Origin of the sequence: Winslowiella toletana (assembly GCF_017875465.1) — a bacterium.
GTDB classification, from domain to species: Bacteria; Pseudomonadota; Gammaproteobacteria; order Enterobacterales; family Enterobacteriaceae; genus Erwinia; species Erwinia toletana.
The window spans coordinates 222131-238971 of record NZ_JAGGMQ010000001.1 but is presented as its reverse complement, the minus strand read 5'-3'; the positions used below and the strand labels follow the sequence as shown (position 1 = coordinate 238971).

General features: G+C 51.6%; 18 protein-coding genes and 5 pseudogenes. 11 read left to right on the top strand and 12 right to left on the bottom strand.

The genetic code is table 11. From position 1 onward, the window contains the following. Nucleotides 1-60: 60 nt before the first annotated feature. A complete protein-coding gene (locus tag J2125_RS01175; RefSeq protein WP_026111944.1) occupies nucleotides 61-930 on the bottom strand; it encodes a MurR/RpiR family transcriptional regulator in 870 nt (289 codons plus the stop codon). 387 nt (nucleotides 931-1317) lie between these two features. Between J2125_RS01175 and zwf the strand changes: the two genes are divergently transcribed. Then, nucleotides 1318-2793, top strand: a complete 1476-nt coding sequence (gene zwf / locus J2125_RS01170; protein ID WP_017802869.1) for a glucose-6-phosphate dehydrogenase — start codon at nucleotides 1318-1320, stop codon at nucleotides 2791-2793. A 224-nt stretch (nucleotides 2794-3017) separates the two neighbouring features. Then, complete coding sequence (locus J2125_RS01165) at nucleotides 3018-3656, top strand: bifunctional 4-hydroxy-2-oxoglutarate aldolase/2-dehydro-3-deoxy-phosphogluconate aldolase (protein WP_026111943.1); 639 nt, start codon at nucleotides 3018-3020, stop codon at nucleotides 3654-3656. Nucleotides 3657-3706: 50 nt separating this feature from the next. Here the strand turns inward: J2125_RS01165 and purT are convergent, their stop codons facing one another. Next, complete coding sequence (gene purT, locus J2125_RS01160; protein WP_017802867.1) at nucleotides 3707-4885, bottom strand: formate-dependent phosphoribosylglycinamide formyltransferase; 1179 nt, start codon at nucleotides 4883-4885, stop codon at nucleotides 3707-3709. Nucleotides 4886-5023: 138 nt separating this feature from the next. Between purT and J2125_RS01155 the strand changes: the two genes are divergently transcribed. The 3 genes from J2125_RS01155 (at nucleotide 5024) to J2125_RS01145 (ending at nucleotide 8327) form a co-directional block, all read left to right on the top strand. Next, nucleotides 5024-5371, top strand: a complete 348-nt coding sequence (locus J2125_RS01155; protein ID WP_017802866.1) for a YebG family protein — start codon at nucleotides 5024-5026, stop codon at nucleotides 5369-5371. A gap of 106 nt (nucleotides 5372-5477) precedes the next feature. Then, a complete protein-coding gene (locus tag J2125_RS01150) occupies nucleotides 5478-6137 on the top strand; it encodes a tellurite resistance TerB family protein (RefSeq protein WP_017802865.1) in 660 nt (219 codons plus the stop codon). 126 nt (nucleotides 6138-6263) lie between these two features. Then, the gene (locus tag J2125_RS01145; RefSeq protein ID WP_209499432.1) at nucleotides 6264-8327 is read left to right on the top strand and encodes a prolyl oligopeptidase family serine peptidase; all 2064 of its coding nucleotides are present in this window, start codon (nucleotides 6264-6266) and stop codon (nucleotides 8325-8327) included. Here J2125_RS01145 and exoX read toward each other — a convergent pair whose 3' ends face one another. The 3 genes from exoX to J2125_RS01130 all read right to left on the bottom strand — a co-directional run bounded on the left by exoX (nucleotide 8328) and on the right by J2125_RS01130 (nucleotide 10062). Continuing rightward, complete coding sequence (exoX, locus tag J2125_RS01140) at nucleotides 8328-8987, bottom strand: exodeoxyribonuclease X (RefSeq protein ID WP_017802863.1); 660 nt, start codon at nucleotides 8985-8987, stop codon at nucleotides 8328-8330. 27 nt (nucleotides 8988-9014) lie between these two features. Then, nucleotides 9015-9758, bottom strand: a complete 744-nt coding sequence (locus tag J2125_RS01135) for a carbon-nitrogen hydrolase family protein (RefSeq protein WP_017802862.1) — start codon at nucleotides 9756-9758, stop codon at nucleotides 9015-9017. A 73-nt stretch (nucleotides 9759-9831) separates the two neighbouring features. Next, the gene (locus J2125_RS01130) at nucleotides 9832-10062 is read right to left on the bottom strand and encodes a DNA polymerase III subunit theta (RefSeq protein WP_017802861.1); all 231 of its coding nucleotides are present in this window, start codon (nucleotides 10060-10062) and stop codon (nucleotides 9832-9834) included. A gap of 163 nt (nucleotides 10063-10225) precedes the next feature. Here J2125_RS01130 and yobA point away from each other — a divergent pair, with 163 nt between their 5' ends. From yobA to J2125_RS01115, 3 genes are read left to right on the top strand one after another with little or no spacing between them, the layout of a single operon-like run. Beyond that, nucleotides 10226-10603 carry a CopC domain-containing protein YobA gene (gene yobA / locus J2125_RS01125; protein WP_017802860.1) on the top strand — a complete coding sequence of 126 codons (378 nt, stop codon included), beginning with the start codon at nucleotides 10226-10228 and terminating at the stop codon, nucleotides 10601-10603. A 3-nt stretch (nucleotides 10604-10606) separates the two neighbouring features. After that, a complete protein-coding gene (gene copD / locus J2125_RS01120) occupies nucleotides 10607-11485 on the top strand; it encodes a copper homeostasis membrane protein CopD (protein WP_017802859.1) in 879 nt (292 codons plus the stop codon). A gap of 51 nt (nucleotides 11486-11536) precedes the next feature. Further along, a complete protein-coding gene (locus J2125_RS01115) occupies nucleotides 11537-11878 on the top strand; it encodes a YebY family protein (protein ID WP_017802858.1) in 342 nt (113 codons plus the stop codon). A gap of 379 nt (nucleotides 11879-12257) precedes the next feature. Here J2125_RS01115 and J2125_RS01110 read toward each other — a convergent pair whose 3' ends face one another. From J2125_RS01110 to J2125_RS24890, 4 genes and pseudogenes are all read right to left on the bottom strand, one after another. Further along, nucleotides 12258-12722, bottom strand: a complete 465-nt coding sequence (locus tag J2125_RS01110; protein ID WP_017802857.1) for a tyrosine-type recombinase/integrase — start codon at nucleotides 12720-12722, stop codon at nucleotides 12258-12260. A 235-nt stretch (nucleotides 12723-12957) separates the two neighbouring features. After that, nucleotides 12958-13641, bottom strand: coding sequence for a hypothetical protein (locus J2125_RS01105; RefSeq protein ID WP_017802856.1), 684 nt, complete (start codon nucleotides 13639-13641; stop codon nucleotides 12958-12960). Nucleotides 13642-13710: 69 nt separating this feature from the next. Next, a pseudogene (locus J2125_RS01100) lies at nucleotides 13711-14052 on the bottom strand (hypothetical protein). Nucleotides 14053-14077: 25 nt separating this feature from the next. After that, nucleotides 14078-14286: pseudogene (locus tag J2125_RS24890) on the bottom strand (SAM-dependent methyltransferase); the annotation flags it as partial. 8 nt (nucleotides 14287-14294) lie between these two features. On the opposite strand from J2125_RS24890, the pseudogene J2125_RS01095 reads away from it, so the two are divergent. Continuing rightward, nucleotides 14295-14550: pseudogene (locus J2125_RS01095) on the top strand (glycoside hydrolase family protein); the annotation flags it as partial. A 149-nt stretch (nucleotides 14551-14699) separates the two neighbouring features. Further along, entirely contained in the window at nucleotides 14700-15044 is a 345-nt protein-coding gene (locus tag J2125_RS01090) for a lysis protein (protein WP_241764038.1), read from the top strand. On the opposite strand, the gene J2125_RS01085 is transcribed toward J2125_RS01090, so the two are convergent. Continuing rightward, nucleotides 14992-15558 (bottom strand): hypothetical protein, encoded by a 567-nt coding sequence (locus tag J2125_RS01085; protein WP_017802855.1) that lies wholly within the window; start codon nucleotides 15556-15558, stop codon nucleotides 14992-14994. The two genes, J2125_RS01090 and J2125_RS01085, sit on opposite strands and share 53 nt — an antisense overlap. Before the next feature lie 96 nt (nucleotides 15559-15654). After that, on the bottom strand, nucleotides 15655-15948 hold the full coding sequence (locus J2125_RS01080) for a hypothetical protein (RefSeq protein ID WP_017802854.1): 294 nt from the start codon (nucleotides 15946-15948) through the stop codon (nucleotides 15655-15657). A gap of 27 nt (nucleotides 15949-15975) precedes the next feature. Between J2125_RS01080 and J2125_RS24885 the strand changes: the two are divergent. Further along, nucleotides 15976-16260, top strand: a pseudogene (locus J2125_RS24885) (terminase small subunit); the annotation flags it as partial. Here the strand turns inward: J2125_RS24885 and J2125_RS24880 are convergent. Continuing rightward, nucleotides 16255-16827, bottom strand: a pseudogene (locus tag J2125_RS24880) (phage tail sheath protein); the annotation flags it as partial. The pseudogenes J2125_RS24885 and J2125_RS24880 sit on opposite strands and share 6 nt — an antisense overlap. Nucleotides 16828-16841 lie beyond the last annotated feature (14 nt).

Sequence of the window (16841 nt, the reverse complement as noted above, 5' to 3'; positions counted from 1 at the left end):
AACATTTATATAACAAATCGCCGTTGCATGCGATCTAATTACATGGCGAGTAACCGCAGGCTATCGCGGAAAGAGAGTTATCGTCGCGTCCTTATCTAAACGCGATTCTTTCAAACCTTCTTTGACGCGCTTCAGGTTATCTCTGAATTTTGGCCCGCGGCGTAAGGTAAAACCGGTGGCCAGCACATCAATCAGCGCCAACTGCGCCAGACGCGACACCATTGGCATATAAATATCGGTATCTTCCGGAACATCCAGCGTCAGCGCCAGCGTGGCTTCCAGCGCCAGCGGCGAGTGCGGCGAGGTAATCGCCAGCACCGTGGCATCATTTTCCCGTGCAAGCTGCGCCAGTTCGACTAAATTTTTGGTGCGGCCGGTGTGAGAAATCAGCACCATTACGTCACCTTCTGCGCTGTTCATGCAGCTCATGCGCTGCATCACAATATCATCGGAATAGATGACGGGAACATTGAAGCGGAAAAATTTATTCATCGCATCGTGTGCCACCGCAGCCGAGGCGCCTAAACCGAAAAAGGCGATCTTTTTCGCCTGGGTCAGCATATCGACAGCGCGGTTAATGGCGCTGATATCCAGATGCTGGCGCACCTGATCGAGACCGGCCATCGCCGATTCGAAAATCTTTGCCGTATAGGCTTCGGCGCTGTCATCTTCGGCGACATGACGACTGACATACGGAGTGCCGGTGGCCAGACTTTGCGCCAGTTGTAGTTTAAAATCAGGAAAGCCTTTGGTTTCCATGCGATGGCAGAAACGATTAACCGTGGGTTCGCTTACCTCTGCGGCGCGTGCCAGCAGGGCAATGCTGGAGTGAATCGCGGTTTGTGGCGCAGCAAGGATCACATCGGCGACTTTGCGCTCAGATTTGCTAAGTTGTTCGAGGAAAGTGTGAATTTTTTCCAGCATATTCATAGGCTGATGACCACTCATCAATTCTGACGATTTCATTCAAAGGAGAAATCGATGTCGATTTGTAGAGAATATACAATGCCGTAGCAGACGGCGGGCAGAGCCATCGCGGGCGAAACAGACATTTTTTGCCAGAGTTTGAGCTGGGTCTGATTTTCATTACTGTAAAACAGTAACAAAAAAGTCGAAAAATTACGCACAAACTGACGTACTTGTTGATTATAACAGCCGTTAAATTGAATAGCGGTAAATACATTGCCCTGGCGGACACTGCGCCGGTTTACGCGCAATAGCCAAAAGAAGTACATTGTATTGAAAGAAAATTACAATAAGAATCTGACTGATTACGGAACCCGCAGGTCAGATTCATCCTGCAACGAGGAGATTAAAATGGCGGTAACACAAACAGCCCAGGCGTGCGATCTGGTTATTTTCGGTGCCAAAGGCGATCTTGCACGCCGGAAACTGTTGCCTTCCCTGTACCAGCTGGAAAAAGCCGGACAGATTCATGAAGACTCGCGCATTATCGGGGTCGGACGCGCTGACTGGGATAAAGCTGCCTACACCAAGGTGATTCGTGAAGCGCTGGAAACCTTCATGAAAGAGAAAATCGACGAAGCGCTTTGGGACAAACTGAGCAGCCGCCTCGATTTCTGTAACCTTGATGTCAATGATTCCTCCCACTTCCCGAAACTGGGCAAGATGCTGGATCAGAAAAATCGCGTTACCATCAACTACTTCGCTATGCCGCCAAGCACCTTCGGCGCGATCTGCAAAGGTCTTGGTCAGGCTAAACTGAACGCCATGCCGGCGCGCGTGGTGATGGAAAAACCGCTGGGCACCTCACTTGCCACCTCACGTGAAATCAATGATCAGGTGGGCGAGTACTTCGAAGAGTGCCAGGTGTTCCGTATTGACCACTACCTGGGTAAAGAGACGGTGCTGAACCTGCTGGCGCTGCGTTTCGCCAACTCACTGTTCGCCTCTAACTGGGACAACCGCACCATCGACCACGTGCAGATCACCGTGGCGGAAGAGGTGGGTATCGAAGGCCGTTGGGGTTACTTCGATCAGGCCGGTCAGATGCGCGATATGATTCAGAACCATCTGTTGCAGATTCTGACTATGATTGCCATGTCGCCACCGGCCGATCTCTCAGCCGACCGCATTCGTGATGAAAAAGTCAAAGTGCTGCGTTCGCTGCGCCGTATCGATCACAGCAATGTGCGCGATAAAACCGTACGTGGTCAGTACACCGCCGGTTTTGTGCAGGGTAAAAAAGTGCCGGGCTATCTGGAAGAAGAGGGCGCCAACAAATCCAGTAATACCGAATCCTTTGTCTCAATCCGTGTGGATATCGATGACTGGCGTTGGGCTGGTGTGCCGTTCTACCTGCGTACCGGTAAACGTCTGCCAACCAAATGTTCGGAAGTGGTGGTGTACTTTAAGAACCCGGCGCTGAACCTGTTTAAAGAGTCCTGGCAGGAGCTGCCACAGAACAAACTGACCATCCGCCTGCAGCCAGACGAAGGTGTGGATATTCAGATTCTGAATAAAGTGCCAGGCCTTGATCATAAACACAATCTGCAGACGACCAAGCTGGATCTGAGCTACTCCGAAACCTTTAACCAGTCGCACCTGGCCGATGCTTACGAGCGTCTGTTGCTGGAAACCATGCGCGGCATTCAGGCGCTGTTTGTGCGCCGTGATGAAGTTGAAGAGGCATGGAAATGGGTCGACTCGATTATGGATGCCTGGGCTGCGGATAACGAAGCGCCGAAGCCTTATCAGGCTGGCACCTGGGGCCCGGTGGCTTCCGTGGCGATGATTACCCGCGATGGCCGTTCCTGGAACGAGTTCGAGTAATTGATAACCTCAGACTAAACCCGCGTAAGCGGGTTTTTTTATGGCACTCATCGGCCATAGCGTAAAATGAACCGCAGTTTTAAAAATTGCGTTAGCGCATGGACGCTGTGCAGAGAAATCATGTATGGTAGATGCGCGATAACTTTCCTGGCGCCGGATGCGCGTCACTTTTGCCAGCTGCAGCCACCGTAATGCTGAGCGGCCCGATCGGGAGACAGACAGTAATGAAGAACTGGAAAACGAGTGCTGAACAGATTTTGACAACCGGGCCTGTGGTGCCGGTGATTGTGGTCAATAAACTGGAGCATGCGGTTCCGATGGCAAAGGCGCTGGTTGCTGGCGGTGTGCGTGTGCTGGAAGTGACCCTGCGTACACCCGTGGCGATGGATGCACTGCGCGCGATTATCAGGGAAGTGCCGGAAGCAATTGTTGGCGCCGGTACGGTGCTGAATACCCAGCAGCTGGCGGAAGTGACCGAAGCCGGAGCAGAATTTGTCATCAGCCCGGGGCTGACCGAATCGCTGCTGAAGGCGGCGGTTGAAGGGCAGATTCCATTGATTCCGGGGATCAGTACGGTGTCCGAACTGATGCTCGGCATGCAGTACGGTCTGCGTGAATTTAAATTCTTCCCGGCGGAAGCCAACGGCGGCGTAAAAGCCCTGCAGGCGATTGGCGGACCTTTCCCGCAGGTGCGTTTCTGCCCAACCGGCGGCATTTCACTGAGCAATTATCGTGATTATCTGGCGCTGAAAAGCGTGCTGTGCATTGGCGGTTCGTGGCTGGTGCCAGCAGATGCGCTGGAAGCGGGCGATTATGCGCGGATTACCGAACTGGCGCGTGAAGCGGTGGCTGGCGCGCGTTAATCATTAATCTCTGAAATATTGCAGGGGAGCCGTTACCGGCTCCCCTTTTTTTAGCCGCTAACTTTCACGCTGGCAGCACAGGCGACAGCGCGTGCTACGGCGTCATCAATGCTGTCGCCGGTCGCCAGCGCCACACCTAAACGGCGCTGACCACGGATCTCCGGCTTACCGAACAGGCGCAGTTGCAGACCCGCGCCCAGTGCCGCAGGCACACCGCTAAACTGCACGTTATCGCTGTCCAGCTCAGGCAGGATCACCGCCGAAGCCGCCGGACCGTACTGGCGGATGCCACCCACTGGCAGACCGAGGAAGGCGCGCACATGCAGGGCAAACTCAGACAGGTCCTGTGAGATCAGTGTCACCATGCCGGTATCGTGCGGACGAGGTGACACTTCACTGAACACCACCTCATCACCACAGACAAACAGCTCAACGCCGAACAGGCCGTGACCGCCGAGCGCACTCACCACTTTACGCGCGATCTCTTCGGCACGTTGCAGCGCCAGATCGCTCATCTGCTGTGGCTGCCAGGATTCGCGATAGTCGCCATCTTCCTGACGATGGCCAATTGGCGCGCAGAAGTGAATGCCATCTGCGGCGCTGATGGTCAGCAGGGTAATTTCGAAATCAAAGTTAACCACGCCTTCAACAATCACCCGACCCGCACCGGCTCGTCCGCCTTGTTGCGCGTAATCCCAGGCGTGATCCAGCTGTGAGGCTGTGCGAATAAAGCTCTGACCTTTACCGGATGAACTCATCACCGGTTTCACGATGCACGGGAAACCAATCTCCCCGGCGGCTTGCAGAAAAGCCTCTTTACTGTCGGCAAAACGGTAGCTGGAGGTTGGCAGCGCCAGCTCTTCCGCCGCCAGACGACGGATGCCTTCGCGGTTCATGGTCAGACGCGCAGCACGGGCGGTCGGCACCACGCGCTGGCCCTGTTTTTCCAGCTCGATCAGCATATCAGTGGCAATCGCTTCGATTTCCGGCACGATATAGTCAGGACGCTCTTGCGCAACCAGCGCCTTCAGCGCTTCGCCATCCAGCATGTTAATCACATGGCTGCGATGAGCGACGTGCATAGCCGGTGCATCGGCATAGCGATCGACGGCAATCACTTCAACGCCTAAGCGCTGACACTCAATCGCCACTTCTTTACCCAGTTCACCTGAACCTAAAAGCATCACGCGAGTTGCCGCAGGGCGCAGCGCGGTTCCAAGAGTCGACATATTTCCTACCTGATAGAGATGAAAAATTCGCGCGCAGTATAAACGAAAACGATTGCGCAGGCATCTGCTTTGCCCGCTTGCTTACAAAAAAATCGGCTGATATACTGGATATAAACACAGGTAGCTGAGGCAAAAATTATGGCTGTTGAAGTAAAATATGTCGTTGTCAGAAAAGGTGAGGAAAAGATGACGTTTGCCAGCAAAAAAGAAGCGGATGCATATGACAAGATGCTTGATATGGCGGAAGTCTTCTCCGACTGGCTGGTAACCAGTAATACCGGGCTGGAAGAGCATCAGCTCGAAGCGCTGGGCATGTATCTTGCTGAAAACAAGGATGCGGTGCAGCATATCCTGCGCACCAGCAAAATGCCGGAAGTGACTGCTGATAATGCCACGGTTGGCGATGACAGCGCAGTCGCAGATGAAAGCGTTGCCGACAGCGAGCAGGGTAAAAGCAAACCGATGCGCGCGGTAAAAGCGGCCTGATGCTGCCCGATGGGAAGACAATGTTTTCCCGTCTTTTCTTCTCCTTACGCTTCTTGACGCCCGTTCCTCTACTCTGAAACTCATCGCATTTTTTGAAGGAAAAGAGATGAGCAACTGGCTACAGCAAATTCAATCCGTTTTAGGCAATAGTAAAAGCAGCGCAGGCAAGGGAGGGAGCGAAGGCCTGAGCAAGATGCTGGCGCCAGGTGCGCTCGGCGGTCTGGCGGGATTACTGATTGCCAATAAGTCATCGCGCAGTCTGCTGACCAAATTCGGTAAAAATGCCCTGATTATCGGTGGTGGGGCGGTAGCAGGCACCGTGCTGTGGAATAAGTACAAGCAGCGCGTCAGCGAAACACACAGCAATGAGCCGCAGTTCGGCCAGAGTGAAAGCCCGGTGGATGCCCGTGCCGCACGCTTACTGACTGCGCTGGTGTTTGCCGCTAAAAGCGACGGCCATATTGACGGTGAAGAGCGTAAGTCGATTGAACAGAATGTCCACCAGCTCGGTCTTGGCGCGCAGGGTGAAAAGCTGATTCAGCAGGCGATCGATCAGCCGCTGGATCCCCAGCTGCTGGCCCGTGATATTAAAAATGAAGAAGAAGCGCTGGAACTCTACTTCCTGAGCAATGCGGTAATTGATGTCGACCACTTTATGGAGCGCAGCTACTTGCAGGCGCTGGGCGACGCGCTGAAAATCCCCCAGGATGTGCGTGACGGTATTGAAAATGATATTCGTGAAGAGAAAAAAAAGCTCACCGCATAATTAACCGGGCCGGCGCAAGCTGGCCTGGTACGATCCTTCCCACTATTTTCTTGCGGTTTAGCACTTGGCAATCATCGAGTTAGCTGCCACCCTTAAGATAATCTGTCTTAATGGTGTTAACGTTCTATGATTCCGCCAAAAGCTAAAAAAATTCCCCATATCATGACCCTCCACGGTGAAAGCCGTCAGGATGACTACTACTGGTTGCGCGACGATGAGCGCGAAGATCCGGCGGTGCTGGATTATCTGCATGCTGAAAACGACTACGGCAAGCAGGTGATGGCATCACAACAGGCGCTGCAGGAGCGGTTGTTGCAGGAGATGGTGGGACGTATCCCGCAACAGGACCACTCTGTTCCCTATGTGAAGCATGGTTTTCGCTACCAGCGGCGTTATGAAACCGGCAATGAATATCCGATCTACACCCGCCAGCCTGCCGACAGCGACACGCCGGAAGTGTGGGAAACGCTGCTCGATGCCAATCAGCGCGCTTCACACAGTGAGTTCTATACCATGGGGGCACTGGATATCAGTCCGGATAACCAGATTATGGCGCTGGCGGAAGATTTCCTTTCACGTCGGATCTACGGTATTCGTTTTCGCAATCTCAGCAGCGGCAGCTGGTATCCGGAAGTGCTGGAGGATGTCTCATCCAGCTTTGTCTGGGCCAATGATTCACGCACGCTCTACTATGTGCTGAAACATAAAAAGACGCTGCTGCCGTATCAGGTCTGGCGTCACACCATCGGCGAACCGCAGAGCGCCGACCAGCTGGTGTATGAAGAGCTGGACGATACCTTCTATGTCAGTGTGCATAAAACCACCTCTGAGCACTTTATTCTGATTGCGCTCAACAGCAGCACCACCAGTGAAATCCTGCTGCTGGATGGTGAATATGCCGAGGCGGAACCGCAGGTGTTCTGTCCGCGCCGCAAAGACCACGAGTACACCCTCGATCACTACAATCACCACTTTTATGTGCGATCCAATCGTGAAGGCAAAAATTTTGGCCTGTATCGTACCGACTATAAAGATGTCTCGCGCTGGGAGACACTAGTCGAGCCGCGCGATCATATTGTGCTGGAGGACTTCCAGCTGTTTCGTGACTGGCTGGTGCTGGAAGAGCGTCAGCGCGGGCTGACCAGTCTGCGCCAGATCAACTGGCAAAGCGGCGAAACCTTCGGCATCGCGTTTGACGATCCGGCGTATGTCACCTGGCTGGCGTACAATCCGACCCCGGAAACTGGCAAGCTGCGCTATGGTTACTCTTCGATGACCACGCCTGCCACGCTGTTTGAGCTGGATATGGACAGCGGTGAACGGCTGGTGCTGAAGCAGTCGGAAGTGAAGGGCTTCGATGCCAGCAAATATCGCAGCGAACATATGTGGGTGAAAGCGCGCGATGGCGTTGAGGTGCCGGTGTCGCTGGTCTATCACCGCGAACACTATCAGCCGGGGAAAAACCCGCTGCTGGTTTATGGATACGGCTCTTATGGCAGCAGTATGGATGCCGACTTTAGCGGCAGCCGTCTCAGCCTGCTTGACCGCGGCTTTGTCTTTGCCCTCGCGCATATTCGTGGTGGTGGCGAACTGGGTCAGCAGTGGTACGACGATGGCCGCCTGCTAAATAAACTGAACACCTTTAATGACTTCATCGACGTCACCCACGCACTGCTGGCACAAGGGCATGGCGATCCGCAGCGATTATATGCCATGGGCGGCAGTGCGGGCGGACTGTTAATGGGTGCGGTGCTTAACCGGGAGCCACAGCTGTGGCATGGCGTGGTGGCGCAGGTGCCATTTGTCGATGTGGTGACCACCATGCTGGATGAGTCGATCCCGCTGACTACCGGTGAATATGACGAGTGGGGCAATCCAAATGATGAGGCTTATTACCACTATATCAGCCAGTACAGCCCATACGATAATGTGCGCGCGCAGGATTATCCGCATCTGCTGGTGACCACCGGCCTGCATGATTCCCAGGTGCAATACTGGGAACCGGCTAAGTGGGTGGCAAAACTGCGTGAGCTGAAAACTGACGACAACCTGTTACTGTTGTGTACCGATATGGATGCTGGCCACGGTGGTAAATCCGGTCGCTTTAAAGCCTATGAAGGGGTGGCGCTGGAATATGCGTTTCTGATCGGGCTGGCACAGGAGACCTTAACTTCTGGTAGCGCCAGCTAATCAGTCCGCCAGATGGCGCAGCATCGCGCTGCGCAGATCGGCTTTCAGATCCGGGATGTTTTTCAGCATCCACTGCAGATAACCCGGATCGCGTTTCGCCACATCGGCAATTTTCTGTCCACGATATTTGCCAAACGGAAAGCTGTCGCCGCTGCTTTTACGCTGCATGCGTTCGACCATTTGCGCCGCATCCCAGCCGGAAGTCTCCATAATGCGGATTAACAGCGCGGCAGTGACGTAGCAGTCATATAATGCACGGTGCGCATGCAGACCGGCAGGGGGCGTAACATCCAGCTGCAACGTTTCGCGCAGCGCCTGGTTGCCATACTTCAGTCCTGGCCACAGGATACGCGCGAGTGTCATGGTACAGATCCAGTCGCCCTGCATCTCCGGCAGCATACGTCGGTCAAAACTGGCATTATGCGCCACATAGTAGCGGCTGCCCAGATAGCGACCGATTGCCTGCTCAACAGGTGGCTTGCCGCTGACCATCGCTTCAGTAATCCGGTGAATCGCCATCGCCTGACGGCTGATAGGGCGGTCCGGCGCAATCAGATCGCTCATTGGATTAACAATCCGGCCATCAACCACATCCACCGAGGCGACTTCGACAATGCCGCCCTGCAGACCACAGGTTTCGGTATCAATAACGCGTAACATGACTCACCTTGCTGACCAATATTGCCGCTAGCCTAACGGATGGACTTCGGCTTGCCAACCCCCGGCATTGCGCCTGGCTATCATTAACAACTCACCGTCGCCAGCGCGTATCACCTGCTTGCCGTTGGCATCCCAGAATGCGCTGCCGCCATTACACTGGTAGCCACCGCCTGGCGTCGCATGGTTGGCCAGTAACACCGACATGTTGTAAGCCGTGGCCCAGCGGGCAAGAAGCTGGCAGTCGTTGTCATAACTCTGTTCCGAAAGCAGCGCGCCGGCAGCATAGAGGTCAGCGCCGCCCTCGGCAGCTTCGCGGGCGAACTGTTCAACGGCGATATCAGCACAGACCGCCAGCGCCACATTACGCGTCGGCACGCCAAATAACGGGCCGCCGTGGCCCGGCGCAAAAAAGGCCTGTTCACTACCATGTAGCTGACGCTTGGCATAGCTGAGGCGGGTGCCATCCGGCAAAAAACTCATGGCCGCAATATGTTGAGCATGATCCATGCGCAGCGGCAGGCCAACGATCACTGTCATATGATGATTACGTGCCGCGCTGGCCAGCAATTCCAGCCGCGGATCATTGGGAGACATGGCGAGTTCAGGCGCGGCTTCCAGCTCGTAGCCGGTCAGCGACAGCTCGGGAAACAGCAGCAGATCGACACCTTGTGCGGCAGCGTGCTCGATCCAGCGAAGGTGGTGGGAAATATTGGCGTCAATATCGCGGGCGCGGGAAGCATACTGCGCAGCGGCAACACTCCAGAGTGGCATGCTAGCTCCTGAATTCACTTAATAAAGCAGCTATATCAACGCAATTTTGCACTTATCTCAAGATGTTAACGCATTATTTTTGTTTCGGTTCATAAGGCAAGCGCGACAGACTGAGTGAAGCCTGACGATAATGCGTCAGACGCTGACGAAACCACTCGCGCAGGGCTTCTGGCTGTTCACGCTCCATCACTTCGGCGATCACCGGCATATTGTAACGTTCTTTAAACGCTACGCCTGCGGCAGCCAAATCGACATTGATCTTATCTTTTTCTTCTTTCGACAGTATTGCCAGGTTGTGACTCATTTTGTTCTCCTTCCGCTTTGCGGCAAAAAGTAATGCAGACTGGCGCAATTGGCAAGCCCTGAGGCCGTGGGATAGCCGTTATCGCCTCGACAGCCTGGTTGCAGGAGAGTATTCTTCGACTCCATCGGCAGCCGGGGAGGCTGCAACACGGAAGGACAAGACGATGTTTAACTCTGAATTTTCCCCTGTTTATAGCGCGGCTGCGCTGCTGCTGACACTGGCGTTTTCGCCGTCGGCACTGGCGCATGCGCATCTGAAAAATCAGTATCCGGCAGCGAATGCCCATGTTGATGCTTCTCCGCAAGCACTGACGCTCACTTTTTCGGAAGATATTGAACCCGCATTTAGTGGCCTCGAGATTGCCGGTGCTGATAATCAGGCAATGCCGGTAGCGAAAGCACAGCGTAATGGCGCGCAGAAAAACCAGCTGATTGTGCCGCTGGAAAAGCCGCTGCCGGGTGGAAAGTATGAGGTTAAATGGCATGTTCTGTCAGTTGATGGTCATAAAACCACAGGGAACTACCGCTTTAGCGTGAAGTAACCTATGTCTCTCAGCACACTGTTTATTATTTGCCGCTGGCTGCATTTCGCCGCCGTGATGTTGCTGGCGGGCAGCGCCTTTTACAGCGCCGTACTGGCCCCCAAACGCTATAAAGCGCAGCTGGCGCGACGGCTACAGCCGTTATTAGTCACCAGCAGTGTGGTTGCGCTGGCCAGTGCGGTGGCGTTACTTGCCGCGCAGACCGGCCTGATGAGTGGCGACTGGCGCAATATCGCAGATGCTGAAACCTGGCAGGCGGTGCTGGATACCGGATTTGGCCGCGCCTGGCGCTGGCAGCTGGTATTGCCGCTGCTGGCCTGTCTGGCATTTACGCTGCGAGGGCAGCTTTGTCAGCGGCTGTTACTGCTGGCAGGCGTGGCGCAGCTTTGTGGCCTGGCATTTGTCGGCCATGCGGCGATGCTGGATGGCTGGCCCGGCGCTGTGCAGCGCACTAATCACGCTTTGCATCTGATTGCTTCGGCATTCTGGGTAGGGGGTCTGCTGCCATTATTGGTACTGATGGCCGATGCGCGCCATATTGCGTTACGCAGCGACGCCATCCGCGCGATGATGCGTTTTTCACGTTACGGTCATCTGGCGGTTGCACTGGTGATTATCACCGGTATGATCAACTCCCTGATGATACTTGGCTGGCCGCTTTCCAGTTTTGCGTTATACAGCCAGCTGTTGCTGGCAAAAATATTGCTGGTGGGATTGATGGTGCTGGTGGCGCTGATTAATCGTTACTGGCTGGTACCGCGTTTTCGTCGGGCAGGAGAGCAGGCACAGCAGATCTTTATCCGCATGACCCAGCTGGAGTTATTTGTTGGCTGCGTAGTGCTGTTGCTGGTCAGTATTTTCGCTACCCTGGCCCCGGCATAATTTATTTTGCGCCTGACTGTTCGGGCGCGTTCACTGAGCGCAGGAAACTCGATGAAAAAACTGGTCTGTATATTGCTCGCTATGGGCATCAGCAGCAGCGCATTCGCTGCATCGCAAATCATTACCGTCAGTCGTTTTGAGATTGGTAAAGAGAAGTGGGCATTTGATCGTGAAGAAGTGATGCTGACATGCGGTAAAGATCATGCGCTGTTCGCCATCAATCCCAGCACGCTGGTGCAGTATCCGCTCAATGATAAAGCCAGTGAACTGGTGAAAGCGGGTGAGGCGAAAGGGCAACCCATCAGTGTGATTCAGATTGATGACCCGAAAAATCCGGGGCAGAAAATGAGTCTGGCGCCCTATATTGAGCGCGCGGATAAACTCTGCAACTGATTGATTTAAAATAACCGGCAGCGCCTGCGCCAGCATGAGCGCTGCCGGTTAACGCACTGTTCTGCTAGTCGAAACTTTTCCTACGCGAAAGGCCGCATTCGGATTTCTGCCATCACGATCACAGAGTTAACTTCTTTCTTGCAAGCCATTTACAACCTGGTGGAAATTCCATCGGTTTTGTCTACGCTTTAAAGGGCAAGGCGACATCGCCTGCATTAATGCCAACTTTTAGCGCACGGCTCCACAAGAGCCATTTCCCTGGACCGAATATAGGAATCGTATTCGGTCTTTTTTTAACTTGTTAATTTTTAACGATTTACTTATGACTATCGAAAATGTCTGAATTATGTCCGAAATTTCAATATCCGGACGTAAAACATTACGTATTCTTGGTGGTGTGAATCCAGGTTTTTTTAGTCATAGTTATGTTTTTATGTTCGAGTAATCTTTGCGCGAATTCTGCATCATTTTCCATTTTATATAGCCTGCTTTCAAGGCTTCTGTTATTATGGAAAGTTGGAAGGTTTGTCGCGAATTCAATACCCCTTAAATCCCTCGCTTCGGCAAATGCGCTCGTCAGCGCATCCGGTTTCACCGCACCGGCTATTCTTCCACCACGACGAACTGCTGAATAAATTAAATTGTCTGAGGGGTTACCACTCCGGCACATTTCAATAATTTGACTAAGTGAAAGTGATGCCACCATCAAACTTAGGTTCAATGGCAGCGCCAGCTCGTGACCCGTTTTACTTTGCGTTATGAAAAGTCTTTCGTCACTAATATCGCTGAATTTCATGAGCGTTATATCTTCGCGCCGCTGACCGGCAATCAGTTCTATATCCATTGAAAACGCCAGTCACCCACCCATATTTACCGCAGCCAGCCAGATCGACATGAACTGCTCAAGCGAAAGTCGTTCCCTCTTAACTTCTGGCGCTGGTGTTCTGGTTGGTTCAACAGTATTCCGCTCCATCCCCCATCAACGACTGTGCCCCTACTCGTTGGTGTCCAACTTTTAGGGTGCAGTTCAGTTACCGGGCGGTTTTAAAAATGAAAAAGTAATTTTAAAGTGATTATGATTAATTTTTAGTGTGATTTTTTATTTCGTGCCAACATTCAATTATAAAACCCTTTAATAATAAGAATAAATTTTCATATTGCAAGTTGCTTAATTTCATTAACACTTCTGAACATACATTGCTAGTTATAATTTTTTTCCTTGATGTTGTGTCAAGTGAAAGGACTAAAGCTAATTTATTGACGGATTTAAGCTGCTTATTAGTATAATTAGTTGTTTTTGACCATTCATCATAATGTCTGAAGTTATTTGCAGAAGATTGAATTAATTCATCAATGTTAATTCCGATTATTTTTACTTTTGTTTCGGTGATGGTTGGTTTCTTGGGGATGGAAATAAGGGTGAAAAGCAAAATAAAAATATTTCCCGCCAGAGCTGCCTCAGCTTCTAGATAAGATTCTAGAGCTTCTGCATTATCAATGCGATCATTTAATGACCAGTTTTTACTGTTGATTTTAATTTTTTGTCTTTCGGAATATTTCTCTTTCCATAAATTAAAAAGACTGATTATAGTTGGTTCTTGAAATCTCCATTTTTGAATGAATCTGTAGAGAGAATCAGTTTCAGTATCAGTTAATAGCAAATCCCCGAAATCATTTATTGCCAGATCGTCATTCTTAATGGCTAAATCAACCTTAAAATCATCTATTTCGAAGTCTTCCAGAGTTTGTTTGTAGTTTTTCATTAATGTCCTCGCAGTTAGAAGATATTATGCAATTTGGAAAGGGGCGTTTTCTGTGACATGTCACAATAGTTATACCACCAGTTTCGTCTCATGCCATCCGAAATTTACCCAACACGCCTCTTCGGTTTTAAAGCTGCATTACTGAACGGGCAGCGGGTCTTTGCATTTACCGCACTTTCGCTTACTAAGTTCCTGGCGTGTCGCCAGCGGCTTGGCGAGGTACTTACGGATCATAAGCGCCACCAGTTCGCCGCGGTCGTAGGGCTGGTGCCCTAGCCGCCGGGCTGAGCAGTCGTGGTCGAGCGTTGCCAGTTCCTACGCATCGAGCATCAGCTCCAGTTTCTTTTCACCAGCAGCGGCTTGACGGGTGCGCTGCGAGGCTTTGCGTTCGGCGGCAGTAGTTTTAGCCATTGCATGACTCCTTCAGAAATAAAATTCAGTATGTCTTGTCATCTTTGCCGGTATGCTGCCAGACCGTAGGTTTCTGATCGGTGAGTGCGATTACCTGACGGACCGGAATCTGTGTTTCGTTCCATTTGAATAAAAGGGGGCCGTGTGGCCGCAGTACTCTAAACGCCTCGCTGAAACCAGCGCGGGTATCATAGCGCCATGTTACTTGTCGAGCGCACCGTATTTCTTACGCATCTAGCCTTGTTCGCCTGACCGAACCGCAGAAGGCCGGTATCGCTTCTTTCTGCCCCTATAATATCGGGCACTGATAAGTGCTTCCTGTCCACGTTTTATAAGCGCCTGAATGCTGGCGACCGAAAAGGCGCGTGTGAGGCGACTCGCTGGTGGATGCATGACCGTAGCCGCGATTGTCGGCTGACAAAAGGGCAGGTGGAGCGGCGCGATCATGAGTCAGAGCTTACATGCTGGGGCCGGATAAATGATATGGCTAGCAAATAACTGGCGAAGCCTGATGTGGTTCCTGCGTGGTGCTGTTTGGTTATGCTGTCGATTACTACTATGACAAGGTGAGCACTGCAGAACACAGCCTTAATCTGGCGCTTGAAACCATCACTGATATGTAGACACGCCCGCGCGATGTTGCTGCGCTGGATGCTAAATACACCAGAGGACAGGCAGATGCCAAAGCTAAGCTTGATGCTCTTCAATTGTGCGTTAGTTCTGGTAAATGTGGGCTGCGCATCAACGCCACCAGTTCAAAGAATGGCCCCGTCAGTGCCAGCCCCCGACTTAATGACGCCGCTGAATGGGATTATTTCATCCTCAGAAAGCGAATTGAAATTGCAGGCAAGCAAATAGCTGGCCTTCAGCAGTACATACGGGAACAATGTGTGAAGTCATTATTACAAAAGCCGCTCACTGAGCAGCTATTAATAATAGTTACATCCTTCTACCGATTTTGCGCAAGGCTTCGTCACACATGCGCATTTTGAGCATCGAATAAATCATTATAAGTTTAAGCCTGTTTGGAGTGCCTTTACTTGTGAACAATTGATGTTCGCCACCATTAACCTGAACACCAAAATCTGAAATAGCTAAAAGGTTAGACGGATAGTTAACACCAATTAATGAAGTCAGTGAGTCTATCTCTGCGTCGGTTATTGCAAAGTTGTCAACTTGATGAGCCCTAACATTCCTAATTTTATTAAATCGCTTTATTACTTTGTAAAGATCTTCACTTAGGTCGAAATTATATGCGAGCTGGTTTTTAGCTGAGAATTCTAGAGAAAGATTCTCACCAAACCCGGCGAAGATTTTCCCATTCTCAGACGAGCATGCGCACCAAACTTCCAAATCCTTTTCCAATAGCAAATGTAACCTCAGCACAGCACCTATATCATCTTCAGTCTGGCAGGCAGCTAAAAAATTAGAGTATTGTCCTGTATGCATAGTCAAAAACTCAAAATGCGAGAAATTTACCTGCATTGACTCGTCATGATTTTCCATAAATATGATTCTCTTTAGTAAGGTGAAATATATCACTCACCGACAAAAAATAGATTATTTTTACAGAAGCCACTCATTGAACGGCTCCGATAATGATCAGTTACTGGAAGCTGTGAAGCCGCCTTCTTCGATAAAGTCTATACCGTAAGAAGTGATAATAGTGAAAGGCAGATTCACATAAAAAATTATTTTCCCTGAGGATTCTTCATCTTCAGTAATCGACGTGTCGATATATCCTCTTTCTTGGAGGTATTTAAACTGCGCTGCAACTTTCTTTAATTCAGTTTCGCCTTCTGTCGCTTTTTCCCAGGATGAGGCGGACATGTGTGAGGGGTAGTCTTCCAAAAGGCTTTTAAGAATTTTATTGCACAACGGCTTATCGATTATCATTTAATACTCCTTTTCAAAGGTTATAAAATGGCACTCGCCAACAAACAAGAAATGTTTTGTCGCGAGTACCTCATTATGTTGAATGCCACGCAAGGGGCTATCAGAGCGGGGTACAGCGATAATACCGCAAATCGCACCGTATCTGAGAACCTGTCAAAACTTGTTATCCAAAACAGAATCGCTGAACTCAAAGTACAACGCAATGAGCATGTAAACATTGATGCTGCTTATGTTCTACGCCGCTTGGTAGAGATTGATCAGATGGATGTGCTGGATATCGTGCGCGATGGCCTGTCACTCAAGTCGGTTAACGCCAACGTTAGACAGGGTCTTATACCAGCCGGTGTCGTTGTCAATTCTGGCGCGCAGGCCCAGCGCCCGCGCCGTGGCGTAAGCGGTTTCGGAGGCGTTCGCCGTAGTGTTCCAGGCAATAAAATCGGGCCAGATCACCAGCGCGGTTGCCACTTCGAGCGAGTCCAGCCCCGGCACGCCGAGAATGCGCGGTTTCACGCCGAGGTCGCTTTGCGCGCTCAGCAGCGCTTTCATGCCGGTGTAACGTCCGTTCTCGTCGGTTTTACCAATGATATTGGAGGTGGTTTCCGCTTCGCTGTTGCCTTCCGCCACGCGCACCACAACGGTAACCGGCTTTGACTGGTCAGCGATAGCCTGCAGCGAAACCGCCAGCGTGCCCATTTTACCGGCCTTGCCGATGGCGGACTGCACGTTAGTCAGCAGCACCGGCGTATCGAGCGGGAAGGTCAGCGCATCGGCATCATCCGCGGTGCAGACCATGCCGACGATAGCGGTTGAAACGGTGGAAATGGTGCGCGTGCCGTCGTTAATTTCGACGACGCGGACACCATGATGATAATCAGACATCTGATGCACTCCGT